We start from the raw sequence: 25,827 nt of genomic DNA on the forward strand, positions 1-25,827 counted from the left end.
CTTTGTCGGTTGGCCAGTATCCAGTTGAGCGCGTTTTTCAAATCCTGATGGAAGAGGTCGAACTGCGCCTTGTGTGCGTGGAAATATTCTTCGTTGGCGATGATGCCCGCCATCGGAATCAGTGGTTTGGTGTCAAACGCCTGCCCCCATGCTTTTACCAAATCAAAGCCGCGTACGACGTTTATGCCCATGGTTTTACCTTTGAGCAGGCTGGCGGTTGCCATCGGTTCGGGCAGGATGACGCCGTGGTAATCTTTACTTAGAAACAGTCCGACTGCTTCGGGCGGTGTGGCAGCGTAGGTAATGCTGACTTTGTGTGCGTCGATTTTCAGTTTTTTCAACAAGGCTTGCAGCACGATGTCGGGCATATCGTTTTTAAACGGCACAAGGATTTTTTTGCCGACCAAATCCTGCGGCGAGGCAATCGCGCTGCCTTTGCACATCAGCTGTGTGATGCCGTTGGTCAAAATATTGACCATGCCGACTTTCTGCCCTTGGTTGCGCAGGTTCACGCCGACATTGCTCGGGCTCATCATTACTTTAAATTGTCCGCTCGCTACGCCTGCGCGAAGTTGGTCGGGCGAACGCCAAATTTTTAGCGATACATCCGCCTGTTTCGCCAGCTTGCCTTGCAACGCTGCTACGGCAATGGTTACGCTGGGCATTGCCGGTGCGCCGTACACGGTAAATTGTTCTTTACCGGCAGCCAACAATGAAGGCGAAACGCCTGCGGCTGCCAGAGCGGCGGTCATTTTTAAGAAATCACGTCTTTTCATATCCATTTTTTATCTCCTAATTCTTAATAAGCCAGTGTAGGCATTTTTTCAGACGGCATGGTTTTAAAATGCCGCATGCAAACTCAACCAATATGTCCTGCCCGGTGCATACACTACGCTGGGGGATAGGGCGAGGACGTGGTCGCCGCTGATGTGTTCGTCGTATTTTTTGTTGAATACGTTGTTCACGCCCAAGCGCAAGCCGTATTTGTCTTTGATGTTCATGCCGGCATACACGTCGGCAACGGTAAAGCCTTTGGCGGCTTCGCGTTTGTCTATGCCCAGACCGCTTGCCGCATCAAAATCGCCGCGCGTTTGTTTGGCGACAAAGCGTGTTGCGGCGCCGATGTTGTAGCTGCCGTGGGCAAAGTAGTTTTTGTAGTCGGCTTGGACGGCGGCTTCAAACGGACGGATTTGATAGAGCGGTCTGCCGTCGGTTTCGTTGTGTCCGTAATTGTAGGCAGCTTTGATGCCTGCCGCCCAGTGCGGATTGAAGTTGTAACGCGCGTAGACCTGCGCGGTAAACAATCGTGCGTCCACGTTGCGTGTGATAATGCCGCCGCCGTTGGATGAAATACCGCTTTGTCCGTGTGCGCGGTCAAAAATAATCAGGTCTTTGACTTTGTCCGCCACAAGTGTGCCGCCCATGTTCCAGCCCGCACCTGCAAACGAGTTCATGTAGCCGTTGTAGTAGTCGTTACGGCTGTCGGCGGTGAGCTTGATGCGGTTGTGTTTTTCGGTTTTCAGCAGGGGATTGCCTGCGATGGCGGCGGCCGGATTTTGATTCATCAGCGCGCCGTTCATGCGGTTTTGCACGATGGCGGCAAGCGAGTTGAAGCGTTCGGTGTTGTCGCCGATGCGTTCCAAATGCGCGAGGGAAACGTTGTATTTTTGCGTTTCAGACGGCGTGAAATCGTATTTGAGTTCGCCCGACAAAGCATGACGGCGTACTTTGCCGTTGAAGTCGTAGCCGTAATGGGTTTTCCAGATTTGTTGTGATGAGGCGAAGGGGAAACCGGGTTTTATTGGGTTTTCAGGCTGTGCCGTATTTTTGCGAATGTCCGCTTCGTTGAGTTCGTAGCTTAAGCCCAAGCCCAGTTTGTGTCGGTCGTCAAACTTGTAAGATAAGGTATCGGCAATGCGCCAGCGGTAGATGTGCACATCGGCGAAACGGTAGCCGTTGAGGAAATCGCGCATGGGAGTGTGGGCGTTGCGCTCGCCGTTTTGGCTGTCGTTGCGGTAGCTGGCTACGGCCGTGTTGTGGAACTTGCCGAAATCTGCGTCGTGTTTAAGCGAGAAATCATACACTTTGCGGTCAAGTTCTACGAACGCTTTCTGCTGCGTATTGTTTTGACGCAGGGAGTAATTGTCGGCGCGGCGTTTGAGTTTGATGATGCCTGCTTCCGCGCTGACCGTATTGCTTAAATCGGCATTGCCCCAACGCGCGTTGAGTTTGGAGATGTGGCGTTCGGTGTCCAATGCGTCGTTGACGAACTGCGGTTGGCGGTCGTCGTTGATGTCGTCGTGTAGGTAGGTGAGGCGGTATTCCTGGTTTTCAGACGGCACGAAACCGAGTACCAAAGCCTGATTGAAGCGGCTGTATTTCCAATCGGTGTCGCGCCTACCGCCATCTTTGTAGCCGTTTGCCTTGGTGTGATTGAGGTTGGCTACGCCGTAAACATTCGCCCCACGCGCTTGTGCGGTAACGGAGTTGTAAAAGCTTTTGCCGTAAAAACCGCTGTTTGCCTTCAGCGGACGGAAGGCTTGGTCTATGTTTTCGGTAACAAAGTAATAATCGCTGCGGTCGGTACGGTCGAATTGGTTTTCGGGGAAATAGCCTTGTGCTGCGGTCGGTGCAATCGGTTTGGGAGGGGAGAAGGTTTTGACGGATTGTATTTCTTCAGTATTTGCCAGTTGTTCTGCCCAAGATGGAGCAACGGAAAAAACGGTCATCAAAGCCCATGTGAGAGTATTTAGTTTCATTTTTTAGCTCATGATAATAATTATTATTTATTATCCTATTAAAAAAAATTTAAGTAAATAAGAAAATAATATGAAAAATTTCCAGAGAACCGATACAACAGTTGGAACTTGGGCTTGGGAATATTACGGTAGATGAACTTGGAACCTCTGTCATTCTATGGTCTTTTGTCGCAATTGAAAAAAAACGCGAACCGAATGGTTCGCGTTTTTTCAGACGGCATCAATTATTTTTTGTCGTCTTTTACTTCTTCAAAGTCGGCATCTACGACGTCATCGTCTTTCTTTGCAGAAGCATTGGCTTGTGCGCTTTCACCTGCTTGGGCTTCGGCTTGCGCTTGAGCGTAAACCATTTCACCCAGTTTTTGGCTGGCTGCACCCAAAGCTTCGGCTTTGGCATCGATAGCTGCTTTGTCGTCGCCTTTAACTGCTTCTTCAGCTTCTTTCAGCGCGGCTTCGATTTTTTCTTTCTCGGCTGCGTCGAGTTTGTCGCCGTAGTCGGCCAAAGATTTTTTCACGGAGTGAATCAGGGCTTCAGCTTGGTTGCGGGAAGCGACCAATTCAGTCAGTTTTTTATCTTCCTCGGCATTGGCTTCAGCATCTTTCACCATGCGTTCGATTTCTTCTTCGCTCAAACCTGAAGAACCTTGGATGGTGATGTTGGCGGCTTTGCCAGTGCCTTTGTCTTTGGCGGAAACGTGCAGGATACCGTTGGCGTCAATATCGAAGGTTACTTCGATTTGTGGCGTGCCGCGCGGTGCGGGTGCGATGTCGCCCAAGTTGAACTGACCCAAAGATTTGTTGGCGGAGGCGCGTTCGCGTTCACCTTGCAGCACATGGATGGTTACTGCGCTTTGGTTGTCTTCGGCGGTAGAGAACACTTGCGACGCTTTGGTCGGGATGGTAGTGTTCTTCTGAATCAGCTTGGTCATCACGCCACCCATGGTTTCGATACCCAAAGACAGAGGCGTTACGTCCAGCAGCAATACGTCGCTGCGGCCGCCGCTTAATACTTCGCCTTGAATCGCTGCGCCTACGGCAACGGCTTCGTCAGGGTTCACGTCTTTGCGCGGTTCTTTGCCGAAGAAGTCTTTAACGGCTTCTTGTACTTTCGGCATACGGCTTTGACCGCCGACCAAAATTACGTCGTCGATGTCGCTGGTGCTCAAGCCGGCATCTTTCAATGCGGTGCGGCAAGGCTCGATAGAGCGGGCAATCAGGTCTTCAACCAGGCTCTCGAATTTGGCACGGGTAATTTTCATTGCCAAGTGTTTCGGGCCGGTTGCGTCCATGGTGATGTACGGCAGGTTGATTTCGGTTTGCTGGCCGCTGGACAATTCGATTTTGGCTTTTTCGGCAGCTTCTTTCAGACGTTGCAATGCCATCACGTCTTGTTTCAAATCAATGCCTTGTTCTTTTTTGAACTCGGCGATGATGTGGTCGATGAGGCGTTGGTCGAAGTCTTCGCCGCCCAAGAAGGTATCGCCGTTGGTTGCCAATACTTCGAATTGTTTGTCGCCGTCGAGGTTGGCGATTTCGATGATGGAAATATCGAAGGTACCGCCGCCCAAGTCATATACGGCTACTTTGCGGTCTTTGTTGTCGCCTTTGTCCATACCGAATGCTAAAGCGGCTGCGGTTGGTTCGTTAATGATGCGTTTTACGTCCAAACCAGCGATACGGCCCGCGTCTTTGGTGGCTTGGCGTTGGCTGTCGTTGAAGTAGGCCGGAACGGTAATTACGGCTTCGGTTACTTTTTCACCCAAGTAAGCTTCGGCGGCTTCTTTCATTTTACGCAAAACTTCTGCGGAAATTTGAGGAGGAGACAGCTCTTTGCCTTGCGCTTTCACCCATGCGTCGCCGTTGTTGGCTTTGATGATTTCGAAAGGCATAGATTCGATGTCGCGTTGGACTTCTTTGTCTTCAAATTTGTGGCCAATCAAACGTTTGGCGGCGTAAATAGTGTTTTTAGCGTTGGTTACCGCTTGGCGTTTTGCAGGCGCGCCGACGAGGATTTCGCCACCGTCCAAATAAGCGATAACGGAAGGAGTGGTGCGTGCACCTTCTGCGTTTTCGATAACTTTGGTTTGACCGTTTTCAGAGATGGCCAAACAAGAGTTGGTTGTACCTAAGTCGATACCGATTACTTTTGCCATATGGATACTCCTAATTTGATTTTGCTTATTCTAAGAAATATGCTGGAACGTTGTGTCCCGATGCGCATTAAATAGGGCGGGAGTGGGACGGTTTCAAGTTCTTATACAGGTGTAAACATATAAATATATGAAAATATTGGATTTATATTTGAATCTAATATTCAGATTATTAATAAACTTATTCATAGATAATACCGGCGAGCATTTCTTGCTCATTTAAGTTTCCGTATTCCTTTTCCCAGTCATGCGAGGATTCGATGATGTCGCATTCCTTGGATAATGAAATTTGTTCTGAATCCATATTTTTTGCGTTCAGTATGCTGAGTTGTTCGCATAGTGAGGAGGACAAAGTGATTTCCGGCTGTTTGGCTTCCGAATGGCTTTCTGAAAAAGCAAAGCAGGATAAGATAAATGCTGTTGTATAGAGGAAATATTTACCGGATTTTTTCATATTTATGTCCTTTCACCTGTTAAATTGGTGGTTGATTGATGAAAAATCTTAATATTTGGTATTTGCGTAAGATAAATCATAGTTTGAATTTAGTTTATCATATTTATTTTATTTTTTATATAACTAAGGTAAAATATATTTTATGTTTACTTTGCATGATGGAATTTAGGGAAGGGGAAAGATATTTATGGAAACCTTTAAAGATAGATTGATTTTTCTATGGAAAAATGAAGCGAAGCAGGCGAAAATTGCATCTGATATTGAGATGACGATTGCGGGTTTTAGTAGGATATGGAATGAAGGTGGTTTGCCTAAGTCTGAAACATTAAAGAAAATCAAACAATTGAAGGGTTGTAGTATTGATTGGTTGTTGACCGGTGAGGGAGAGCCATTTCCCGGGGGGAATCAGGTAAAGTCTGTTGCCTATGATACTTTTGGCAATGAGGTCGATACAGACGAATTTGTTTTCGTGCCAAGATATGATATCCGTGCGGCTGCAGGGTATGGACAATTTGTCGGTCATGAAGAACCTGTATTTACAATGGCTTTCAGACGGCATTGGATTGAAAATTATGTTACCCGTGATACGAAAAACCTATCTGTGATTTCTGTTAAGGGAGATTCTATGGAGGGGGTTTTAAATGATGGAGATACCATCCTGGTCAACCATGGGGAAAATACGCCAAAGGATGGCTTGTACGTGTTGCGGATTAATGAAAACTTGCTGGTCAAACGTCTGCAAATTGTTCCCGGCGGGATAATCAACGTCATTTCTGCCAACGAAGCTTATCCTGCTTTTGAAATTAATTTGAATAATCTGACCGATGATGTGGAAATTATCGGGCGTGTGGAGTGGTTCGGCAGGATGATTTGAGTCGGGACTTGAAATTGCAGGGGATTAAACTTATTTATGAAGCGATCTCTTTTTAAGGAAAAGTCCTTGCTTGCCTTTGCAAGGGGTTTGAGAGAGAATGCAAAAATATTATATTAAGGAATAACACCATGTCGGACGAAAGCCCTATTATCTTTACTGACAGCTGCTGTACAAAAGTTGCGGATTTGATTGCCGAAGAAAATAACCCTGATTTGAAATTGCGGGTTTTTGTCAACGGCGGCGGCTGCTCTGGTTTCCAGTATGGATTTACTTTTGATGAAATTAAAAACGATGATGACTTTGAAATTGAGAAAAACGGTTTGGTCTTTTTGGTCGATCCGATGAGTTATCAATATTTGGTCGGTGCGGAGATAGACTATACGGAAAGCTTGCAAGGCTCGCAGTTTGTTATCCGTAATCCGAATGCGGAAACCACTTGTGGTTGCGGATCGTCGTTTTCTGTATAACCGACCGGTCGGTGCCATGCCGTCTGATTGTTCAGACGGCATTTTTATTTTTGGGAAAATATATTACCGGGATAAATTCGCATATAATTCGATTTTTAAAGAATAATCTGATTTTTTGTAAGGAATTGGCGGAACAGTATTGAATATATTAGTTCCATTATGATTGAGATGAGTAAAAATTACCAAAACGATTTGTACGATATATATGTTTCCTATCCGCCCGGAGTCGATCAGGAGAGGATTCAAGTCTGTCTTCGGGAAAATTTGGATGAGGGGCTGGCAGAGAAAATCATCGATTCGCTCGCTTCTAAACCACAGGTGCTGGTCGAGGAAAAATGTACATGGGAAAAGCGGGGTGAGCTGCATGATTATTTCAGCTATTTGGGTTTGGATATTGTTACCCGAAGATATATGGAGTTGGAAACAATCGAGCAGTCGGAAACGGAAGATGAGGTGGTGGAACTGCCGTTTGAGGATTTTGAGACAGATGTAAAAGAAAAGGATAAAACCGTATCGCCAAAATCCGAGCCTCTGCCTCAGAATACCAGGTTGCTGTTTTTAGCATTGTTGGTTGCTTTTTTGGGCTATCTTATTGGTAAGGTTTTTTGATTGTTCGATAAGCGACGTGTTTGGGGCTTTTGTATGAAATGGTTGAAACGCCTGACGGTTATTGTCGGGACTCTTTATTACTACCGATTGGCAGGATTGTGTGCCGGATTGGTTCGGCGCGGCTGGATATACGGTTTGCTGAAAATGATGCCGCAATCTTCCAGATTTAAAAATGAACCTCCGCCCGTCCGACTTCGCCTTGCATTGGAAAGCTTGGGGCCGATTTTCATCAAGTTCGGACAGGTCCTCTCTACGCGCCCCGATTTGATTCCGCATGATTACGCGGTCGAACTGGCAAGGCTGCAAGACAAAGTGCCGCCGTTCGACGCGCAACTTTCACGCTCGCAAATCGAAAAATCTCTGGGACAATCCATCGACGTTTTATACGCGGAATTTGAAACCGAGCCTGTCGCCAGCGCGTCCATCGCCCAGGTACACAAAGCTCGCCTGCATTCGGGCGAACAGGTCGCAGTGAAAGTCTTGCGCCCCAACCTGTTGCCCGTTATCGAACAGGATTTGTCTCTGATGCGTTTTGGCGCAGGCTGGGTAGAGCGTTTGTTTTCAGACGGCAAGCGTTTGAAGCCGCGCGAAGTGGTGGCCGAATTTGACAAATACCTGCACGACGAATTGGATTTGATGCGCGAAGCCGCCAATGCCAGCCAGCTCGGTCGCAATTTCCAAAACAGCGATATGCTGATTGTGCCTAAAGTGTTTTACGACTACTGCACCAGCGACGTACTGACCATCGAATGGATGGACGGTACGCCGGTATCCGATATCGCCAAACTCAAAGCAGACGGCATCGATTTGCATAAACTCGCCGATTACGGAGTGGAAATCTTCTTCACGCAAGTCTTCCGCGACGGTTTTTTCCATGCGGATATGCATCCCGGCAATATTTTGGTCGCCGCTGACAACCGCTACATCGCCCTTGATTTCGGCATTGTCGGTACGCTGACCGATTACGACAAACGCTACCTCGCCATCAACTTCCTCGCCTTCTTCAACCGCGATTACCACCGCGTCGCCACTGCCCACATCGAATCGGGCTGGGTGCCCGCCGACACGCGCGCGGAAGAATTGGAAGCCGCGGTTCGCGCCGTGTGCGAACCTGTGTTCAACAAACCGATTTCGCAGATTTCCTTCGGCTTGGTGCTGATGCGCCTGTTTGAAGTCAGCCGCCGCTTCAACGTCGAAATCCAGCCGCAGCTGGTATTGCTGCAAAAAACGCTGCTCAACATCGAAGGCTTGGGACGGCAGCTTGATCCCGATTTAGACTTATGGAAAACCGCCAAACCGTTTTTGGTAAAATGGATGAACGAACAGGTCGGCCCCAAAGCCCTTTGGCGTAACCTTAAAAACGAAGCCCCTGACTGGGCGCAAATCATCCCTTCATTGCCGCGTAAAATCAGTGCGTTGATTGATGAAAACCGCCAGCAGGAAATGCGTGATGCTTATATTCATTTAGTCAAAGTGCAGCAACGGCAAAGCATGTGGCTGGGGGCAATAGCGTTTGTTTTACTGCTAATCTTGCTTTTGAAATAAGAAATGCCGTCTGAAATAAATTTCAGACGGCATTTTTACGGGTGTTCAGATGATAAAGTCGATTTCGGTAAACTGGATATTTTGATCCATATCGGCCGACGGTGTTTTGGGTGCGCGTGCCACGGGTTTGGCGGGTACGCCGACAACAGTGATGGAAGACGGTACGTCTGAAACCACAACGCTGCCGGCCCCGATTTTGGCATTGTCTCCGATACGGATATTGCCCAATATCGAGGCGTTTGCTCCAATCATGACGCCGTTGCCGATTTTAGGGTGGCGGTCGCCGCCCTCTTTACCTGAACCGCCTAAGGTTACGCCGTGTAGAATCGAAATGTTGTTGCCTAAAACGGCAGTCTCGCCGGCAACAAAGCCGGTGGCGTGGTCGAGCATCAGTCCGTGTCCGAAATGCGCGGCGGGATGGATGTCCACCCCGAATACTTCAGACATCCGGTTTTGCAGGAAATAGGCCAGCGTTTTACGTCCGTTTAAGTATAGCCAGTGGTTGATGCGGTGTGCCTGAATGGCGTGGAAACCCTTGAAATATAGCAGCGGAAGCGTGTATTCGTCGCATGCCGGGTCACGCTCGTAGATGGCCTTCAAGTCTGCCTCGACGCATTTACTGATTTTCTCATCGCTGCCTAATGCCTGCTGGTAAATTTCAAACAGGGCGCGCACGTCCATAATCGGGCTGCCGAGTTTGCTGGAAAGGTGGTAGGAAAGGACGGAGTCTAGAGATTCGTGCCGTAAAACAGTTTGATGCAGGAAGCTGGCTAGCATGGGTTCGGCTGCGGCTGCCGCTTCGGTTTCCTCCCGTATGGTCTGCCACAAGTTGAAACCGGCTGTGTTTAAATGGTCTTTTTTCATGAGTGATGACGTTTGAAAATCGATATGGTCGGCAGTATCTTACCGTCTATATTATTTTTTCGGTAGGGGATTTGAAAATGAATTTGAAATTCTCTGCTTTTGCTTGAAGTTTCTTGGCAACGTCCTTATCTTATGTCAGGTATAACCAGATTTTGATTTTCAATTTGTTTTAAGGGATACGATATGAGCGAACAGACGCAGCAGCAAAATAGTGAAGAGGCGGTTGAAAATGTGGAAACAGTTGAAACCGTAGAGGCTGCCGAAACAGCAGAAAACGGTGCAGGAGAGCAGGAGCCGGTCTCTGCCGAGCCGACTTATGAGGATTTGCAGGCTCGTATTGCCGAGTTGGAAGCGCAGTTGAAAGACGAGCAGCTGCGTGCTTTGGCAAACGAGCAAAACCTACGCCGACGCCATCAGCAGGAAATTGCCGATACGCATAAGTTCGCCGGGCAGAAGTTTGCAGTAGAAATGTTGCCGGTCAAGGATTATCTGGAAATGGCACTTTTGGATCAAAGCGGCAATTTTGATGCGTTGAAAATGGGTGTGCAGATGACTTTGAACGAGTTGCAGAAAGCATTTGATGCCACACAAATCAAGGAAATCAATCCTAAAGCGGGCGATAAGCTTGATCCCAATATTCATCAGGCGATGCAGGCGGTGGCCAGTGAGCAGGAACCCAATACCGTGGTTGGTGTGATGAAGAAGGGCTATACCCTGTCCGACCGTGTGTTGCGTCCTGCAATGGTTACGGTGGCGCAAAAGGAAGCCTGAAGGCGCCTGGGGAATAATCTGATTTATTTCCTGAAGCGCGTTTTGCGTATGGGTCGCCTTTAATAAAACGGCAATGCCGTCTGAAACCGTAAATCGGGTTTTCAGACGGCATTTTGTTTCAGTGTCAACGGTCAATTCTGATGCTATCTGACTGTTTTTCTTCATCTAGCTTTTTTTGCAGGGTGTCGCAAGGTGTGTCGCAGTCGCACATTTTTTTCATACCTAAAGCGGTAATGCCGCCGCAACTTCCCTTGATGGTGCGTTTGGAGAAGATATAGCCGACTGCCATGCCGATGATGACCAGCAGGAAGATGCCGAAGGTAAGGAGCAGGGTTTTCATGGTGTTTCCTAATCGGTTTGTATGTTTAGCGGAGCAGCTTTTCAAATTCGGAAGACATGGCGGTGCGGTAGCCGTCCTTATCCCTGACAATCAGGAAAACGGCGAGTTTTTCTTGTTCTGCCAGCTTTAAGGCTTCGGTTTCGCCTAAAACAAATAATCCTGTGGATAAGCCGTCCGCCGTCATCGCGCTGTCTGCGACAACACTGATGGAGGCGAGGTTGTGGCTGATGGGTCGTTTGTTGTTGGGATTGATGATGTGGGAGAGGCGTTTGCCGCTTTTATCGACGTGGAAAATACGGTAATCGCCGGATGTGGCAAGCGAACGGTTGTTCAGCGGGACGATGATTTGAGTATTGCCGCCTTGGATGATATTGGGTTGCTCGATACCGATGCGCCACGGTTCGCCACGCGCGTTTTTCCCTTTGCCGTGCAACTCGCCGCCGATTTCTACCAGATAATTTTGAATGCCGTATTTTTCCAGTTCGCCCGCAACTTTATCAACGCCGAAGCCTTTGGCAATCGAAGATAAATCCAAATAGGCTTTGGGGTGGGTTTTGCTCAAGGAGGCGGAATCTTTGTCTTGTTGCAAAATGATTTTGTTTATGCCCGTATAAGATGCTGCTTGTTTGATTTGTTCCGGTGTCGGTTCCCGGGTAACGGATTTGTCGGGACCGAATCCCCAAAGGTTGACCAAAGGGCCGACGGTTACGTCCAGTGCGCCGTGCGTCAGGCGGTTCAGGCGGATGGCTTCGGCGGTAACGTGTGCGAAGTCGCTTGAAATGCGGAGGGGTTTGTCGGCTGTGTGTTGGTTGAACTGGCTGATTTCGGAATCAGGCTGATAGGTGGACATTTGCCGATTGACTTCTTTAAGCGCGTCATCAATGCGTTTTTGTATTTCGGCAGGGGAGGGGAGTTTATCGTGGCCGTCTGAAAGATATTTGACGGTATAGGTCGTGCCCATGGTCTCGCCTTGCAGGGTAACGGTTTGCGTGGTTTGTTCCGAACAGGCGTTCAGGAAGATAAAACTCAGGGCAAATATCAAGGCGCGGATAAAGTTCGGCAGGCGTGTTTCAGACGGCATAGTATTTGATAGTCTTGGCAAATGGCTTGAATTATATCGCAAAACGGCCGGTATGTTTTTATGTTGATGCCGTCTGAAAGGCATCAGGGGTATCACCCGCTGTTTAAGGGGGCGGTAATAAAAAAACAAACCGGTGTTTTACAAGCCGGTTTGTCAGGGTTTAATGGTCAGCGCGTCCTGCGTTGCCATTTATTGTAGTAGTATTCGTAATCTTCATCACGACCGCCCGATTCAATCCAATCATCGTATTCGGGGCTGTTTTCAAAACTGTCAGACATTATCCGTACCTCGCGAAATGGGTTTATCGATACTTTTTAGTTATGGAATCAACCATAACTAAAAACAAGTATACTTCTTTGTTTTTTTCGTCAAAATATTTAACCGCACATCCACCGCAGGATACAAAGATAGGAAAACAACGGATATTTATATGGGCATTGGCGGATGCCGTCTGAAGGATTTCAGACGGCATCGGGATAAAAAAAGGAAGAAACCGAAGTTTCTTCCTTTTGTGTTTGAAGCCGAATATTTAACCGCCGAAATCGTCCAAGAGGATGTTTTCGTCTTCCACGCCTAAGTCTTTGAGCATTTTGATGACGGACTGGTTCATGATTGGAGGGCCACACATGTAGAATTCGCAGTCTTCCGGTGCTTCATGGTTTTTCAGGTGGTTTTCGTAAACCACGTTGTGAATGAAGCCTGTATAACCGTCCCAGTTGTCTTCCGGCAACGGGTCGGATAAGGCGACGTGCCATGTGAAGTTCGGGAATTCTGCTGCGAGTTGGTCGAAGTCTTCAACATAGAACATTTCGCGTTTGGAACGTGCACCGTACCAGAAGGTGATTTTGCGTTTGGAGTTCAAACGTTTCAGCTGGTCGAAAATGTGGGAACGCATCGGAGCCATACCCGCACCACCGCCGATAAATACCATTTCGGCATCGGTGTCTTTGGCAAAGAACTCACCGAACGGACCGGAAATCGTTACTTTGTCACCAGCTTTGAGCGACCAGATGTAAGAAGACATTTGTCCCGGAGGCGCATCAGGTACGCGAGGAGGAGGCGTAGCGATACGAACGTTCAGCATGATGATGCCTTTTTCTTCAGGGTACGAAGCCATGGAGTAGGCACGCAAAATCGGCTCATCCACTTTGGAAACGTATTGCCACAGATTGTATTTATCCCAGTCTTCGTGATATTCCTTAGGAATGTCGAAGTCTTTGTAGGCAACAGTGTGCGGCGGGGCTTCGATTTGAATGTAGCCGCCGGCACGGAAGGGAACTTCTTCGCCTTCGGGAATGGCAAGTTTGAGTTCTTTAATGAACGTGGCTTTGTTGTCGTTGGAGATGACAGTGCATTCCCATTTTTTCACACCGAACACTTCTTCAGGGACTTCGATGTCCATGTCGGTTTTGACGTTGACCTGACAAGACAGACGGCAGCCTTCGCGCGCTTCGCGTTTGCTGATGTGGGACAACTCGGTTGGCAGAATGTCGCCGCCGCCGCTTTTCACGACAACGCGGCACTGACCGCATGAGCCGCCGCCACCGCAGGCGGAAGGAACGAAGATGCCTTGGCTGGCAAGTGCGCCCAACAGTTTGCCGCCGGCAGGCATTGTCAGCTCTGTTTCATCATTGACTTTGATGGTGATGTCGCCTTCGCTCACCAACTTGGATTTGGCAAACAGGATCATCAGTGCCAAAGCTAAGACGATGACGGTGAACATCACGATACCTAAAATAATTTCCATGCCGAATCCTTTCTTATAACTGGATGCCGGAGAACGACATAAACGCCATCGCCATCAGGCCGGCGGCGATAAAGGTAATACCCAAGCCTTTGAGGCCTTTAGGGACATCCGAATATTTCATTTTTTCGGTAATGCCCGCCAAAGCGACAATCGCCAACATCCAGCCCAAGCCCGCGCCGAAGCCGTACACGACGGATTCACCGAAGTTGTATTCGCGTTGCGCCATAAACGAAACGGCACCGAAAATTGCGCAGTTTACGGTAATCAGAGGCAGGTAGATACCCAATGCGTTGTAGAGGGCAGGGACGAATTTGTCCAAGAACATTTCCAAAATCTGCACCAAAGCGGCAATTACGCCGATGAAGGTGATGAATTTCAGGAAGGTCAGATCCACACCTTCAACCAGCGCGCCTTCTTTGAGCAGCGAGTAAACGAGCTGGTTGGCTGGGACGGACAGGCCGAGTACGAAAGTTACGGCAACGCCCAAACCGAATGCGGTGGATACTTTTTTAGATACCGCCAAAAATGTACACATCCCCAAGAAGAAGGAAAGTGCCATGTTTTCCAGAAAGACGGATTTTACAAAGAGGCTTAAGTAATGTTCCATGTGTTATTTCTCCGCCTGTTCGGGTTTCCAAGTGCGTAGACCCCAAATCAAAAAGCCGATGATGAAGAACGCGCTGGGGGCGAGTAAGAACAAGCCGTTGGTTTGATACCAGCCGCCATCTTGTACGGTTTGGAAAATGGTGTAGCCAAAGAGCTTGCCTGAGCCGATCAGTTCGCGGATGGTTGCGATGATGATCAACATCATGCCGTAACCTGCGCCGTTGCCGATACCGTCAACCAAGCTCTCCAAAGGAGGTTCTTTCATGGCGAATGCTTCGGCACGGCCCATCACGATACAGTTGGTAATAATTAGGCCGACGAATACGGACAGCTGTTTGGACAGTTCATAAGCAAAGGCTTGGAGCAGTTGGTCAACCAGCGTAACCAGCGACGCAACAATCGCCATTTGCACAATAATACGGATGCTGTTGGGGATGTAGTTGCGTACCAATGAAATGAAAAAGCTGGAAAAACCGGTTACCAAAGCTACGGAAATACCCATTACGATGGCCGTCTGAAGCTTGGTGGTAACCGCCAAAGCCGAACAAATACCCAAAACCTGCAAGGCAATCGGGTTGTTGTCGATAAAGGGTGAAAACATTAAATATTTCAAGCGTTTCATGTCAGCCATTATTGTGCTCCTGCTGATTTCAATTTGTTCAGGTAGGGGATATAGCCGTTTTCGCCGAACCAGTAGGCGAACGAACCTTGCACGCCTTTAGACGTCAGCGATGCGCCGGAGAGGGCATCTACGCCGTGTTCTTTGTCCGAACTTGCGCCTTTGCCGACATGCAGGGCGAGTTTGCCTTGTTCGTCAAACAGTTTTTTGCCGACGAATTTTTGTTGCCACAACGGATTGCCGATTTCGCCACCCAAGCCCGGGGTTTCACCTTGGTCGTAGTAGGTGATGCCGTTGATGGTGTTGCCGTCGGGTTGGATGGCGACAAAACCGTACATGACAGACCACAAGCCGTTACCGTGCATAGGCAGGATGATTTGGCTGACTTTGCCGTCTTCACCTTTTACCAAGTAAACCTCGGTATATTTGGCACGGCTTTTGATGCCTGCCAAATCGTCTTCAGGTTTGATTTGGATGCTTTGGGCAGGGTCTTTGCCGGCGACGCGTGCGCTGAAGTCTTTAGGCGCATCGGCGACGTATTCGCCGGTTGCCAAGTCCACGACACGTTGCTCAATACGCTCGGCAAAGGTTTTGCTGATGTCGGTGTTTTTATCCATCAAACCGGCTACGCTCAAGATATAGCCTTGTTTGTCTTGGAGTTTTTGTTTCTCTTGGATGGGTTTCAAGCCGACGACCGCACCAGCAACGATGATGGAACAAATCAGGCTGACAACCAATACCACAATCAGCGTGCCGCTGAAGCTGTCTTTATCGAATTTCTTAGCCATTGCTGCGCGCCTTTCTGCGTTTGATGTTCGCTTGTGCGACGAAATAGTCGAAAATCGGGGCAAACAGGTTGGCAAACAGAATCGCCAACATCATGCCTTCGGGGTAAGCCGGATTGACCACGCGGATTAACACGCACATCACGCCGATTAGCGCGCCGTACCACCATTTGCCGACATTGGTAAAGGAAGCGGAAACAGGGTCGGTCGCCATAAACAGCATACCGATGGCGAAGCCGCCGACGACCAGATGCCAGTACCAAGGCATGGAGAACATGGCGTTGGTGTCCGAACCGATAACATTAAACAGCGAAGACATGGTAATCATACCGATCATCACGCCGGCAATAATGCGCCAAGAAGCGATGCGGGCAAACACGATAAACGCGCCGCCGATTAAAAGCGCCAAAGTGGATACTTCGCCGATAGAACCGGGCAAGTTACCGATAAACGCATCCATCCAAGTGATCGGTTGATTGGTAACGGCATTTTTCAGGCCTTCTGAACCATTTGCCGCCCATTGCGCCAGCGCAGTTGCGCCGGAATAGCCATCAACCGCTGTCCAAACGGTGTCGCCGGTAATATTGGCGGGATAGGCGAAGAACAAGAAGGCACGGCCTGCCAGCGCAGGGTTCATAAAGTTTTTACCCGTACCGCCGAATACTTCTTTCGCAACCACCACGCCGAAGGTAATACCCAAGGCGGCCTGCCACAGCGGCAGCGTAGGCGGAACGATTAAGGCAAACAGAATCGAAGTCACGAAGAAACCCTCGTTGATTTCGTGTTTGCGCACGGTGGCGAACAAGACTTCCCAGAAACCGCCAACGACAAATACGGTCGCGTAAATAGGCAGGAAGAAAATCGCGCCGAACAGCATTTTGCCCAACACGCCCGCTTCAGAGGACATATTGATGCCCAAAGCGTTGGCAAGGGCGTAATGCCAGTCGTTGGCGATGTTTTGTTGCAGCAAATCAGGCGTTAACGCACCGAATGCCTGTATGCCGACGTTGTACATACCGTAGAACATGGCAGGGAACAAAGCCAGCCACACCAAAATCATCATGCGCTTGGAGTCGAGTGCATCGCGGACGTGGGCCGCTTTGCGCGTTACCGCGCCGGATGTATAGAAAATCGTCGCTGCAGCTTCGTAGAGGGCATACCATTTTTCATGTTTGCCGCCCGGCAGGAAGTGCGGTTCGATTTTTTCAAGAAAATGTTTCAAGCCCATAATCAGCCTTCCTTCTCAATGGTTTCCAGCACCTTGCGCAACAGCGGGCCGTATTCGTATTTGCCCGGGCAGACGAAGCTGCACAAAGCGAGGTCTTCTTCGTCCAATTCCAAGCAACCCAAAGCCTGAGCGCTGTCGGTATCGCCGACGATTAAATCGCGTAAGAGCAGGGTAGGTAGGATATCCAAGGGCATCACGCGCTCGTAAGTGCCGATCGGTACCATGGCGCGGTCGCCGCCGTTGACGGCTGTGTTGAACTTGAAGAGTTTGTTTTTCAGGAAATGGCCGAGGGTTGTGCGCGTGATGGAGTATTTGTCCGGTTGTGGCGCAACCCAGCCGAACAGCTCTTTGCTACGGCCTTCTTCGATAACGGAAATCTGATTGTGGTAGCGGCCGAGGTAATCGTGCGCGCCTTGTGCAATCGCACCGTTCAATACTGAGCCGGAAATCACGCGGTTGTCTGCGTCAACCAATTCGCCCGCAGTAATTTGCGATACTTTCGCACCCAAAACGGTACGCAAGAGGCGTGGTTTGTTGACTTGAGAACCACCTAAGGCAATTACGCGCTCGGTGTTCAGACGGCCTGTTGCAAACAAACGGCCAATGGCAATCACATCTTGATAATTGATGGTCCAAACGGTTTTGTTCGCACCGACTGGCTCGATGAAATGAATGTGCGTGCCACTCAAACCGGCAGGATGCGGACCGCCAAATTCATGTGTTTCGATGTTGGCAGCGTTTTCAGACGGCACGTCTGCGCCGGCTGCTTTACACACATGGATTTTACGTTCGGTCAGGCGGCTCAATACCAGCAGGCCGCGTTTGAAGTCTTCGGCGGCTTCTTTGATGATAACCGTAGGATCGGCAGCCAGCGGATTGGTGTCCATCGCATTGACGAAGATGGCGAACGGCTCGGCATCGACGGCAGGGATTTTGCTGAACGGACGGGTGCGCAGCGCAGTCCACAAACCGGATTGGATCAGATTGCGGCGCACTTCTTTGCTGCTCAATTTTGCCAGCGCTTCAGGTGCGTAGCGTTCGAACTCGATTTCGTCGTTGCCTTCAACGGCAATCACGACTGACTGAAGTACGCGCTTTTCGCCACGGTGAATCGCGGCGATTTTGCCTGAAGCCGGAGCAGTAAATACTACGCCCGGATTCTTTTTGTCTTCAAACAGCACTTGGCCTTTTTTGACGGCTTCGCCTTCCTTGATTTTCATTGAGGGGCGCATACCGGCATATTCTTCGCCAAGCAACGCGACTTCGGTAATGGCCGGACCGTCGTAAACGGCTTGCTCCGGTCTGCCCGCGATAGGCAGGTCTAGGCCTTTTTTGATTTTAATCATAGATTTGCATTACTTGTGATGGTTAAGGTGAGAACGGCGTGTTTTTGATACGGTATCGCAGCGTATCAAAAAGCATTGAATAAATTAATGTAGCAAAGTGTTAGATTTTATCAGGAATTGTGCTGGTTTGTCAGATTTGCCGCTTTTTTCCTTACGGAGCCGTCCTTGTTATCAGTTTGGCAAAATATTGATTTGATTATGTTGGAATTTAAAATGCCGTCTGAATGTTCAGACGGCATGGGATTTACAGTAGTTTGAAAATGAAGAAGATAAAAGTGTGCAGGATAAAGATCGGAACCAGAAATGCAACAGACCACGCCATATAGCCGAAAAAGGTAGGCATGGGTATTCCGCGTTGTTCTGCGATGGCTTTAACCATGAAATTCGGTGCATTGCCGATGTAGGTCAGAGCCCCCATAAATACCGAACCCATGGATACGGCAAGCAGAGAGTGAAACAGTGGGCCGGTCATCAGCGCATGTGCATCGCCGCCTGCCATGTTGAAGAAGACCAGGTAAGTCGGTGCATTGTCTAAAAAGGAGGACAATATGCCGCTCATCCAGAAATACATGGTGTCGACAGGGTTGCCTCCTGCATCGTGAACCAATGAAACCACTCCGCCCAATGCCCCAGCTTCGCCTGCTTTCAGAATGCTCAGAACGGGGAAAATGGTAATGAAGATACCGAGGAAGAGTTTTCCTACTTCGGCAATCGGATCAAAGTTGAATTCATTGCCGGCACGTACTTGTTTGGGTGTGATAATGATAGATATGGCGGTCAATATAATTAAAACTAGGTCGCGTGCAAGGTTTTGCAAGGCGTAATGGCTGCCAAGGATTTCTAATCCGTTGTGGTCGGGTTTCCATAATCCTGAAAGCAAGACTGCGCCGACGACTCCTGCGAGTAAAAGGAAGTTCCATTTTCCGAAAATAGTAATTTTTTCGGGTAATTGTTGCCGTGTTGCCTTGCTTTGTTCGGCAACGTCTTGTTTGAAGAGGCGGTTGTCTATGAAGTAGAAGGTAGTAAGGAGGAGAATGGCACTAATTAGGACCGGGGCAAGCATATGCTTGACCGTCCACATGAAATCTACGCCTTTTAGGAAACCGAGGAACAGCGGGGGATCGCCGAGCGGAGTCAGGCCGCCGCCGATATTGGCGACAAGGAAAATAAAGAAGATGACGATGTGCACGCGGTGGGTACGGGTTTGATTGGCTTTCAGCAAAGGGCGGATCATCAACATGGCCGCGCCAGTCGTTCCCATGATGGAGGCGAGTGACGTACCGACGGCAAGCAGGGCGGTATTGAGTTTCGGGGTGCCGCGAAGGTTGCCTCCGACAAATATGCCGCCTGAAATGGTATAAAGTGCCAATAGGAGCAGAATGAACGGTATGTATTCTTCAATGAGTGCGTGGACAACGGTACGGATACCAGCTTCTGCTCCAAAAATCAGCGAAAAGGGAATGAGGAACGACAAAGTCCAAAATGCGGTAATCTTGCCGAAATGGTGATGCCAGATGTAGGAAAAAAACAGGGGACCCAGTGCAATAGACAGCAGGATCATGGCAAACGGCAGCCCCCATAAGAGATTAAGGGTAGAGCCGTCCAGGTCGGCAGCCAAGCTGATTGCAGGTAGGGAGAAAAATGTCAGCAGTGTCAGGTGGCGCATGGTGCTTCCTTTTTATTTGGCATCCGGTTTGATAACCATTTGCCGTGATAAATATTCCGGACCGTCCTCAGACGGGCGAACTGCGCTGTGATTTGTTATATTGTCTGTTTGATTGTAATGTAAAAGCCGTACAGATACCAAGCATCCGTTAGGGAATGGAAAGGGGAAGTAAAGAGGGGTTGCAGAACAATAGGAGAAAATATCAATGTAAAACAATATCCTGCCATATTGAAATAATAGGCTATCGGTAACTTATAATAAATTTATCTTAACAAATGTTTGTAGGTAATCGTTTTTTATAGGCGGGCGGTAGGTATTCCGGTCGGAATATAACACAAATAGGCGGCGGGATAATGTTCAAATGGGACATTTGGAACGGAAGAAGTCGGCAATTTAAAAAGCAAAGAAGGTCAAAAACATGAACACAAACTTAAATGACAAAGACAAAGCCATGGATACCGCAATCAGGTTTCAGAAAAGGATGAGGATTCCGAAATTTTTCTTTTTAATTCTCGGAATCACAGTGGTTTTGGCATTTATCCAAGACGTGATAACGGGTTCTAACTTTCTGCAAATAACAATTGTGCAAATAATATTTGCGATATATTTCAGTTTCGGAGGTATCATAATTGTATTCTACATAATCATCGCAGGAATCTGCCCCTATTGCCACGAATTCCAAAAGATGAATTATGGCACCTCCGTCGGTATCGGGTCGGATAGCTTTACTTTCTTTAAAGGCATTTCCCCTGTTCCGAAAATCGATTACTGTAGCAAATGCGGTAAGCCCCTGTCTCCAGAAGCCGTAAATAAGGTAATGAATGATAAAGCCGATGAAGAAAAATCTGATATTTGATGTAAGTTGATGCAGAACAAGCCATAATGTAAACAAATCCTCCCTATAGAGTGAGTATGGCACGCACGCTGGCTTGAAGATTCCGTAATACCAATTATGTCTGCATCCTCCATTACTTGACGAAAGGCCGTCTGAAAACGGAAAAACCGTTTCAGACGGCCTTTGTTTAACGCCACCGATCCAGCGGGTTACAAAGCGCAGTCAATGCCGCTGCGCCTTATGCCTCCGAAGCAATAGGCAGGACATTCGGCCACGGTGAAAACAAAAACGAAACCGCCCAAGCCGTCGGACATTTCCTTTTAGGAGCGGCTATCGCCCGTATCAACGGTGGTATTTTGCTGCCGGTGGCTCGGCTGCAGTTGCAGCTGAAAAGGCAACGGAACATCTTAACGGTATAACGACGGTGAAACCGCTTTGGAGGAAGGTTTTCAGACGGCATTAAGATTCGGGTCTGCGCCACATCCATATGGCGACAAAGGAACAGAAAACCGATGAAATTGCGCCTACCCACCAACGTTGGGGAAACTGCCAGAACATGAACAGGCATGATGCGGACATCATGCTAATGGCAAAAATCTTAGCCTTGCGGGGGACTGCCCGATTTTTTTCCCAATTATGAACCATAGGGCCGAAATAGCGGTGTCGGTGCAGCCAGCTGTGAAAACGCGGAGATGCCTTTGCCCAACAGGCGGCGGAGAGCAGCACGAACGGTGTGGTCGGCAACAGGGGTAGGAAAATACCGATAATCCCCAAGAGGAGGGAGAGGCCGCCGCAAATAATCAATAGATAACGTATCATTTTCCAATCCGGTCTTTATCGGAGACAAACAGGTATTGTAAGAATCCAGCCCGTTCCTATCCGCCGTGTCGGTAGGGAAAATAGGGAGGAAGGCCTTATTCCTACAACAGATGGTTGAGTGGTAGGGATGTGGTATGTTTGATTTCTTTTAAAACGAAACTTGATTGGGCATCCTGTACGCCGTGGTGGGATAAAAGCGTGTCAAGGACGAAATGGGAGAACGCGCTCATGTCGGTAAAAAATGCCTGAAGCAGGTAGTCGGTCTCTCCCGTCAGCGCGAAACAGCTTAAAACTTCGGGCCATTTTTGAACAGAGGCGGAGAAATCCTCCCGTGCGTCTTTTGCTTTGCTGATGGAAACGCGGATAAATGCCTGAAGGCCCAAATTTACAGATTCGGGAGACAGCAGCGCGGCATACTGTCGGACAATACCGGCATCTTCCAACTGTTTCAGACGGCGTAAGCAGGGAGAGGGTGAGAGTGCGACACGTTCGGATAATTCGACATTGGTCAGCCTACCGTTTTCCTGGAGGACCTGTAAGATTTTAATATCTGTCTTGTCTAAAGTGATTTGTGTCATAAATTTGTGTTCCGCTGATGGAATTCGGGCAGGTTGAGATAATCCGTATATATAGGCTTGGGGCATATTAACATATAAAAAGTTGTGTAGTCATCAGAGTTGGTTTTCATTTTTAGGTAGTCGATTTAAAACTCGTGGAGCAGGCCTGTATATGTTCAAGACGGCTTGCCCAAACTGCCTTTTCAAGCCATAATCGCGCCATGTGCAGGAGAGAGCTACATCAGGTTACGCGTAGCCGCCGAAGGCGCAGATGCCCTTAAATCGCTCAGGCAACAGGGACTGCACATTGAAATAAAACATCTGGAGAGCGGTGCAATCGCACCCACCGAAGGGGAGAAGGCCGTCTGAACCACCATTCAGACAGCCGCGCAAAGCAGTGAGCAGACTGGTTTGTCATCAAGCGGATACGGCCGAAAATCTCAGGTTCAAGGACAGATAGGGTCTTCCGCGCATCTTGTGCGGACGGCATCTGAACAATAAATCCGGAGAAGCTGAGAATGACTGCCCTGAAAACCACCCCGTTTCACCAAGCCCATCAAGATGCAGGTGCGAAGCTGGTAGATTTTGCCGGCTGGGAGCTGCCCATCCATTATGGTTCACAAATCGCCGAACACGAAGCCGTGCGCACCGACGCCGGTATGTTTGACGTATCCCATATGCTCGTTACCGACGTAGCAGGCGCAAATGCCAAAGCCTTTTTCCGCAAATTGATTGCCAACGATGTCGCCAAACTCGCTTTTGTCGGCAAAGCCCTTTATTCCGCTTTGCTCAACGACAACGGCGGCGTGATTGACGACTTAATCGTTTACCGCACCAATGAAGTCGAAACCCAATACCGCATCGTATCCAACGGCGCGACCCGCGAAAAAGATACAGCGCAATTCCATAAAGTCGGACAAGAGTTCGGCGTTGCCTTCAATCCACGCTACGACCTCGGCATGCTTGCCGTGCAAGGTCCTAAAGCCATCGAAAAACTCCTGACCGTCAAACCCGAATGGGCGGATGTCGTCCACAACCTCAAACCGTTCCAAGGTGCGGATTTGGGCAACGATTGGTTTGTCGCCCGCACTGGCTACACCGGCGAAGACGGCGTCGAAGTGATTCTGCCGGGCACTGAAGCCGTCGCATTCTTCAAAGCCTTGCAACAAGCCGGCGTACAGCCCTGCGGTCTCGGCGCGCGCGACACCCTGCGCATGGAAGCCGGCATGAACCTCTACGGCAACGATATGGACGACGACACCAGCCCGCTCGAAGCAGGTATGGGTTGGACCGTTGACTTGAAAGACGAAAGCCGCGATTTCGTCGGTAAAGCCGCCTTGCTGGCATTGAAAGAAAAAGGCGTTGCCGTCAAACAAGTCGGTTTGTTGCTCGACAAAGGCGGCATCCTGCGCGCGCATATGGAAGTGTTGACCGACAAAGGCAAAGGCGAAACCACCAGCGGCGTCTTCTCACCCAGCCTGAAACAATCCATCGCCATCGCCCGCGTACCGAAAGATTTTGACGGAGATACTGCCAAAGTGCTGATACGCGGCAAGGAAGTGGACGTGCGCGTATTGAAGCTGCCGTTTGTACGCAACGGACAGAAACAGTTTGATTGATGCGGTTTCAGACGGCATTTTCATTTCATATGCCGTCTGAAAGCAGGTTTTAATTGTTGTCCGATACGGACGTTTGTAGAAAGCCTTGAACAAGGTATCTGTGAATATTGATTCATATAGATGCCGTCTGAAAATAACCCCCTACCAATGGAGAATCAAACCATGAGCAACATCCCAGCAGAACTGAAATACGTTGCCAGCCACGAATGGCTGCGCCTTGAAGAAGACGGCACCATCACCGTCGGCATTACCCATCACGCGCAAGAGCTGTTGGGCGACATCGTGTTTGTCGAGCTGCCTGAAGTCGGCGCAAACCTGGCTGCCGAAGAACAAGCCGGTGTGGTTGAGTCTGTAAAAGCCGCATCTGACGTATACGCGCCGATTGCAGGCGAAATCGTTGCCGTCAACGAAGATTTGCCAAGTGCTCCGGAAACTGCCAACAGCGATCCTTACGGTGCAGGCTGGTTCTTCAAAATCAAACCTGCCAACCCTGCCGATTACGACGGTCTGCTGACTGCCGAACAATACGCAGGCGAAGTAGATTAAATTCCTATCCTGATAATAGGATGCCTTATTTAAGGAACTGCACTTTCAGACGGCAAGGATGCGTTTGGAAGTGCAGTTTTTGTCTGTGTCTTCAAGGTCAGTTAGGCTATAATAACGGTCTATATCCATCTTCACCGATTTTTTCATGCAACTTACCGCTGTCGGACTCAATCATCAAACCGCACCTTTAAGCATACGGGAAAAGCTGGCGTTTGCCGCTGCCTGCCTGCCCGAAGCCGTCCGCAATCTTGCCCGAAGCAATGCGGCAACGGAGGCGGTAATCCTTTCTACCTGCAACCGCACCGAGCTTTACTGTGTAGGCGATTCGGAAGAAATCATCCGTTGGCTCGCAGATTACCACAGCCTTCCCATAGAAGAAATCAGACCCTACCTTTATACTTTGGGGATGCAGGAGACTGTGCGCCATGCTTTCCGCGTCGCTTGCGGGCTGGATTCGATGGTGTTGGGCGAGCCGCAGATTTTAGGACAGATTAAGGATGCGGTCAGGGTAGCTCAAGAGCAGGAAAGTATGGGTAAGAAACTCAATGCCCTGTTCCAAAAAACCTTTTCCGTTGCCAAGGAAGTCCGTACCGATACCGCTGTCGGTGAAAATTCAGTTTCGATGGCGGCCGCTTCCGTCAAGTTGGCAGAGCAGATTTTCCCCGATATAGGCGACCTTAATGTTTTATTCATCGGTGCGGGTGAGATGATTGAGTTGGTTGCTACTTATTTTGCCGCTAAAAACCCCAGATTGATGACGGTTGCCAACCGGACGCTGGCGCGTGCCCAGGAGTTATGCGACAAACTCGGTGTCAATGCCGACCCTTGCTTGTTAAGCGATTTGCCCGTTATTTTGCATGATTATGACGTAGTGGTTTCTTCAACGGCAAGCCAGCTCCCCATTGTCGGCAAAGGCATGGTGGAGCGTGCATTGAAACAAAGGCAGAGTATGCCGTTGTTCATGCTTGATTTGGCAGTGCCGCGTGATATTGAAGCGGAAGTTGGCGATTTGAATGATGCCTATCTTTATACTGTGGACGATATGGTCAATATCGTCCAAAGCGGTAAGGAGGCAAGGCAGAAGGCCGCCGCCGCCGCCGAAGCGCTGGTGTCTGAGAAGGTTGTCGAATTTGTCAGACAACAACAGGGCAGGCAGAGTGTCCCGTTAATCAGGGCATTGAGGGATGAGGGAGAGAAAGCGCGCAAACAGGTATTGGAAAATGCGATGAAACAGCTTGCCAAAGGAGCAACGGCAGAAGAGGTTTTGGAAAGGCTGTCGATTCAACTGACTAATAAACTGTTGCACTCGCCAACTCAAACCTTGAATAAGGCGGGAGAAGGCGATAACGATTTGGTTCATGCGGTGGCACAGATTTACCATTTGGAAAAATAACAATATTCTAAGAAAAATGCCGTCTGAAAAGGATTTCAGACGGCATATTGTTTGTGTGCTTTTACTTTTATAAGTGTAGTGAAATTTAATACATTGACTTAATCATAAAGTATTATTCCAGTATGCAAATCGGTTTTAAGATTTGTA

At 49.0% G+C, this 25,827-nt stretch carries 25 protein-coding genes and 1 riboswitch; of the genes, 9 read left to right on the forward strand and 16 right to left on the reverse strand.

Annotated elements, in window-relative coordinates; all coding sequences use genetic code 11:
- The 4 genes from BBW69_RS00740 to BBW69_RS00755 all read right to left on the reverse strand — a co-directional run.
- Positions 1 to 782 (reverse strand): ABC transporter substrate-binding protein (locus tag BBW69_RS00740; protein WP_188210093.1); only part of this gene is annotated, 782 nt, incomplete at its 3' end.
- Positions 783 to 839: 57 nt separating this feature from the next.
- On the reverse strand, positions 840 to 2,759 hold the full coding sequence (locus BBW69_RS00745) for a TonB-dependent receptor (protein WP_188210094.1): 1,920 nt from the start codon (positions 2,757 to 2,759) through the stop codon (positions 840 to 842).
- A gap of 224 nt (positions 2,760 to 2,983) precedes the next feature.
- Entirely contained in the window at positions 2,984 to 4,912 is a 1,929-nt protein-coding gene (gene dnaK / locus BBW69_RS00750) for a molecular chaperone DnaK (RefSeq protein WP_107859360.1), read from the reverse strand.
- Positions 4,913 to 5,090: 178 nt separating this feature from the next.
- Complete coding sequence (locus BBW69_RS00755) at positions 5,091 to 5,363, reverse strand: hypothetical protein (RefSeq protein ID WP_107859359.1); 273 nt, start codon at positions 5,361 to 5,363, stop codon at positions 5,091 to 5,093.
- A gap of 187 nt (positions 5,364 to 5,550) precedes the next feature.
- Here BBW69_RS00755 and BBW69_RS00760 point away from each other — a divergent pair, with 187 nt between their 5' ends.
- The 4 genes from BBW69_RS00760 (at position 5,551) to ubiB (ending at position 8,858) form a co-directional block, all read left to right on the forward strand.
- Complete coding sequence (locus BBW69_RS00760) at positions 5,551 to 6,237, forward strand: helix-turn-helix transcriptional regulator (protein ID WP_003675845.1); 687 nt, start codon at positions 5,551 to 5,553, stop codon at positions 6,235 to 6,237.
- Positions 6,238 to 6,365: 128 nt separating this feature from the next.
- Complete coding sequence (gene erpA, locus BBW69_RS00765) at positions 6,366 to 6,704, forward strand: iron-sulfur cluster insertion protein ErpA (RefSeq protein ID WP_002233615.1); 339 nt, start codon at positions 6,366 to 6,368, stop codon at positions 6,702 to 6,704.
- Positions 6,705 to 6,863: 159 nt separating this feature from the next.
- Positions 6,864 to 7,313, forward strand: coding sequence for a peptidase (locus BBW69_RS00770; protein ID WP_107859358.1), 450 nt, complete (start codon positions 6,864 to 6,866; stop codon positions 7,311 to 7,313).
- Positions 7,314 to 7,346: 33 nt separating this feature from the next.
- On the forward strand, positions 7,347 to 8,858 hold the full coding sequence (gene ubiB / locus BBW69_RS00775; protein WP_107959890.1) for a ubiquinone biosynthesis regulatory protein kinase UbiB: 1,512 nt from the start codon (positions 7,347 to 7,349) through the stop codon (positions 8,856 to 8,858).
- Between the two features lie 45 nt (positions 8,859 to 8,903).
- On the opposite strand, the gene cysE is transcribed toward ubiB, so the two are convergent.
- On the reverse strand, positions 8,904 to 9,722 hold the full coding sequence (gene cysE, locus BBW69_RS00780) for a serine O-acetyltransferase (protein WP_188210095.1): 819 nt from the start codon (positions 9,720 to 9,722) through the stop codon (positions 8,904 to 8,906).
- A 183-nt stretch (positions 9,723 to 9,905) separates the two neighbouring features.
- Between cysE and grpE the strand changes: the two genes are divergently transcribed.
- On the forward strand, positions 9,906 to 10,493 hold the full coding sequence (grpE, locus tag BBW69_RS00785; protein WP_107959894.1) for a nucleotide exchange factor GrpE: 588 nt from the start codon (positions 9,906 to 9,908) through the stop codon (positions 10,491 to 10,493).
- A 124-nt stretch (positions 10,494 to 10,617) separates the two neighbouring features.
- On the opposite strand, the gene nqrM is transcribed toward grpE, so the two are convergent.
- From nqrM to BBW69_RS00830, 9 genes are all read right to left on the reverse strand, one after another.
- Positions 10,618 to 10,833 (reverse strand): (Na+)-NQR maturation NqrM, encoded by a 216-nt coding sequence (gene nqrM, locus BBW69_RS00790; protein ID WP_188210096.1) that lies wholly within the window; start codon positions 10,831 to 10,833, stop codon positions 10,618 to 10,620.
- A 25-nt stretch (positions 10,834 to 10,858) separates the two neighbouring features.
- A complete protein-coding gene (locus BBW69_RS00795; protein ID WP_188210097.1) occupies positions 10,859 to 11,914 on the reverse strand; it encodes an FAD:protein FMN transferase in 1,056 nt (351 codons plus the stop codon).
- Positions 11,915 to 12,443: 529 nt separating this feature from the next.
- Entirely contained in the window at positions 12,444 to 13,661 is a 1,218-nt protein-coding gene (gene nqrF, locus BBW69_RS00800) for an NADH:ubiquinone reductase (Na(+)-transporting) subunit F (protein ID WP_188210098.1), read from the reverse strand.
- Between the two features lie 13 nt (positions 13,662 to 13,674).
- Complete coding sequence (nqrE, locus tag BBW69_RS00805; RefSeq protein WP_003675823.1) at positions 13,675 to 14,268, reverse strand: NADH:ubiquinone reductase (Na(+)-transporting) subunit E; 594 nt, start codon at positions 14,266 to 14,268, stop codon at positions 13,675 to 13,677.
- A 3-nt stretch (positions 14,269 to 14,271) separates the two neighbouring features.
- A complete protein-coding gene (locus tag BBW69_RS00810) occupies positions 14,272 to 14,898 on the reverse strand; it encodes an NADH:ubiquinone reductase (Na(+)-transporting) subunit D (RefSeq protein WP_107859350.1) in 627 nt (208 codons plus the stop codon).
- On the reverse strand, positions 14,898 to 15,674 hold the full coding sequence (locus BBW69_RS00815; RefSeq protein ID WP_070765262.1) for a Na(+)-translocating NADH-quinone reductase subunit C: 777 nt from the start codon (positions 15,672 to 15,674) through the stop codon (positions 14,898 to 14,900). Before BBW69_RS00815 ends, BBW69_RS00810 begins: the two co-directional genes overlap by 1 nt.
- Positions 15,667 to 16,899, reverse strand: coding sequence for an NADH:ubiquinone reductase (Na(+)-transporting) subunit B (locus tag BBW69_RS00820; RefSeq protein ID WP_188210099.1), 1,233 nt, complete (start codon positions 16,897 to 16,899; stop codon positions 15,667 to 15,669). Before BBW69_RS00820 ends, BBW69_RS00815 begins: the two co-directional genes overlap by 8 nt.
- 2 nt (positions 16,900 to 16,901) lie before the next feature.
- Positions 16,902 to 18,245, reverse strand: coding sequence for a Na(+)-translocating NADH-quinone reductase subunit A (locus tag BBW69_RS00825; RefSeq protein ID WP_188210100.1), 1,344 nt, complete (start codon positions 18,243 to 18,245; stop codon positions 16,902 to 16,904).
- Positions 18,246 to 18,489: 244 nt separating this feature from the next.
- A complete protein-coding gene (locus BBW69_RS00830) occupies positions 18,490 to 19,911 on the reverse strand; it encodes a sodium:proton antiporter (protein WP_188210101.1) in 1,422 nt (473 codons plus the stop codon).
- Positions 19,912 to 20,329: 418 nt separating this feature from the next.
- Between BBW69_RS00830 and BBW69_RS00835 the strand changes: the two genes are divergently transcribed.
- The gene (locus BBW69_RS00835; RefSeq protein ID WP_188210102.1) at positions 20,330 to 20,767 is read left to right on the forward strand and encodes a hypothetical protein; all 438 of its coding nucleotides are present in this window, start codon (positions 20,330 to 20,332) and stop codon (positions 20,765 to 20,767) included.
- A 438-nt stretch (positions 20,768 to 21,205) separates the two neighbouring features.
- On the opposite strand, the gene BBW69_RS00840 is transcribed toward BBW69_RS00835, so the two are convergent.
- Together BBW69_RS00840 and BBW69_RS00845 are read right to left on the reverse strand one after the other, a co-directional pair.
- Positions 21,206 to 21,565, reverse strand: a complete 360-nt coding sequence (locus BBW69_RS00840; protein ID WP_107859345.1) for a YbaN family protein — start codon at positions 21,563 to 21,565, stop codon at positions 21,206 to 21,208.
- 101 nt (positions 21,566 to 21,666) lie between these two features.
- Positions 21,667 to 22,143 (reverse strand): Lrp/AsnC family transcriptional regulator, encoded by a 477-nt coding sequence (locus BBW69_RS00845; RefSeq protein WP_025457884.1) that lies wholly within the window; start codon positions 22,141 to 22,143, stop codon positions 21,667 to 21,669.
- A gap of 195 nt (positions 22,144 to 22,338) precedes the next feature.
- Positions 22,339 to 22,435: riboswitch (glycine riboswitch) on the forward strand.
- A 205-nt stretch (positions 22,436 to 22,640) separates the two neighbouring features.
- On the opposite strand from BBW69_RS00845, the gene gcvT reads away from it, so the two are divergent.
- From gcvT to hemA, 3 genes are all read left to right on the forward strand, one after another.
- Positions 22,641 to 23,741, forward strand: coding sequence for a glycine cleavage system aminomethyltransferase GcvT (gcvT, locus tag BBW69_RS00850; protein WP_188210103.1), 1,101 nt, complete (start codon positions 22,641 to 22,643; stop codon positions 23,739 to 23,741).
- A 147-nt stretch (positions 23,742 to 23,888) separates the two neighbouring features.
- Positions 23,889 to 24,287 (forward strand): glycine cleavage system protein GcvH, encoded by a 399-nt coding sequence (gene gcvH, locus BBW69_RS00855; protein ID WP_159069345.1) that lies wholly within the window; start codon positions 23,889 to 23,891, stop codon positions 24,285 to 24,287.
- A gap of 145 nt (positions 24,288 to 24,432) precedes the next feature.
- A complete protein-coding gene (hemA, locus tag BBW69_RS00860) occupies positions 24,433 to 25,680 on the forward strand; it encodes a glutamyl-tRNA reductase (protein WP_107959910.1) in 1,248 nt (415 codons plus the stop codon).
- The last annotated feature ends 147 nt before the right edge of the window (positions 25,681 to 25,827 follow it).

This window comes from Neisseria sp. RH3002v2f, from assembly GCF_014596375.1.
GTDB lineage: Bacteria > Pseudomonadota > Gammaproteobacteria > Burkholderiales > Neisseriaceae > Neisseria > Neisseria cinerea.

What these genes read in the sequence shown, in the direction of transcription:
- hemA (WP_107959910.1), top strand. Translation starts at nt 24,433, where the DNA reads ATGCAACTTACCGCTGTCGGACTCAATCATCAAACCGCACCTTTAAGC.
- BBW69_RS00810 (WP_107859350.1), bottom strand. Translation starts at nt 14,898, where the DNA reads ATGGCTGACATGAAACGCTTGAAATATTTAATGTTTTCACCCTTTATC.
- BBW69_RS00760 (WP_003675845.1), top strand. Translation starts at nt 5,551, where the DNA reads ATGGAAACCTTTAAAGATAGATTGATTTTTCTATGGAAAAATGAAGCG.
- BBW69_RS00840 (WP_107859345.1), bottom strand. Translation starts at nt 21,565, where the DNA reads ATGATACGTTATCTATTGATTATTTGCGGCGGCCTCTCCCTCCTCTTG.
- BBW69_RS00770 (WP_107859358.1), top strand. Translation starts at nt 6,864, where the DNA reads ATGATTGAGATGAGTAAAAATTACCAAAACGATTTGTACGATATATAT.
- erpA (WP_002233615.1), top strand. Translation starts at nt 6,366, where the DNA reads ATGTCGGACGAAAGCCCTATTATCTTTACTGACAGCTGCTGTACAAAA.
- BBW69_RS00755 (WP_107859359.1), bottom strand. Translation starts at nt 5,363, where the DNA reads ATGAAAAAATCCGGTAAATATTTCCTCTATACAACAGCATTTATCTTA.
- nqrM (WP_188210096.1), bottom strand. Translation starts at nt 10,833, where the DNA reads ATGAAAACCCTGCTCCTTACCTTCGGCATCTTCCTGCTGGTCATCATC.
- BBW69_RS00745 (WP_188210094.1), bottom strand. Translation starts at nt 2,759, where the DNA reads ATGAAACTAAATACTCTCACATGGGCTTTGATGACCGTTTTTTCCGTT.
- cysE (WP_188210095.1), bottom strand. Translation starts at nt 9,722, where the DNA reads ATGAAAAAAGACCATTTAAACACAGCCGGTTTCAACTTGTGGCAGACC.
- BBW69_RS00820 (WP_188210099.1), bottom strand. Translation starts at nt 16,899, where the DNA reads ATGGGCTTGAAACATTTTCTTGAAAAAATCGAACCGCACTTCCTGCCG.
- gcvT (WP_188210103.1), top strand. Translation starts at nt 22,641, where the DNA reads ATGACTGCCCTGAAAACCACCCCGTTTCACCAAGCCCATCAAGATGCA.
- nqrF (WP_188210098.1), bottom strand. Translation starts at nt 13,661, where the DNA reads ATGGAAATTATTTTAGGTATCGTGATGTTCACCGTCATCGTCTTAGCT.
- gcvH (WP_159069345.1), top strand. Translation starts at nt 23,889, where the DNA reads ATGGAGAATCAAACCATGAGCAACATCCCAGCAGAACTGAAATACGTT.
- grpE (WP_107959894.1), top strand. Translation starts at nt 9,906, where the DNA reads ATGAGCGAACAGACGCAGCAGCAAAATAGTGAAGAGGCGGTTGAAAAT.
- nqrE (WP_003675823.1), bottom strand. Translation starts at nt 14,268, where the DNA reads ATGGAACATTACTTAAGCCTCTTTGTAAAATCCGTCTTTCTGGAAAAC.
- ubiB (WP_107959890.1), top strand. Translation starts at nt 7,347, where the DNA reads ATGAAATGGTTGAAACGCCTGACGGTTATTGTCGGGACTCTTTATTAC.
- dnaK (WP_107859360.1), bottom strand. Translation starts at nt 4,912, where the DNA reads ATGGCAAAAGTAATCGGTATCGACTTAGGTACAACCAACTCTTGTTTG.
- BBW69_RS00845 (WP_025457884.1), bottom strand. Translation starts at nt 22,143, where the DNA reads ATGACACAAATCACTTTAGACAAGACAGATATTAAAATCTTACAGGTC.
- BBW69_RS00835 (WP_188210102.1), top strand. Translation starts at nt 20,330, where the DNA reads ATGAACACAAACTTAAATGACAAAGACAAAGCCATGGATACCGCAATC.
- BBW69_RS00815 (WP_070765262.1), bottom strand. Translation starts at nt 15,674, where the DNA reads ATGGCTAAGAAATTCGATAAAGACAGCTTCAGCGGCACGCTGATTGTG.
- BBW69_RS00830 (WP_188210101.1), bottom strand. Translation starts at nt 19,911, where the DNA reads ATGCGCCACCTGACACTGCTGACATTTTTCTCCCTACCTGCAATCAGC.
- BBW69_RS00795 (WP_188210097.1), bottom strand. Translation starts at nt 11,914, where the DNA reads ATGCCGTCTGAAACACGCCTGCCGAACTTTATCCGCGCCTTGATATTT.
- BBW69_RS00825 (WP_188210100.1), bottom strand. Translation starts at nt 18,245, where the DNA reads ATGATTAAAATCAAAAAAGGCCTAGACCTGCCTATCGCGGGCAGACCG.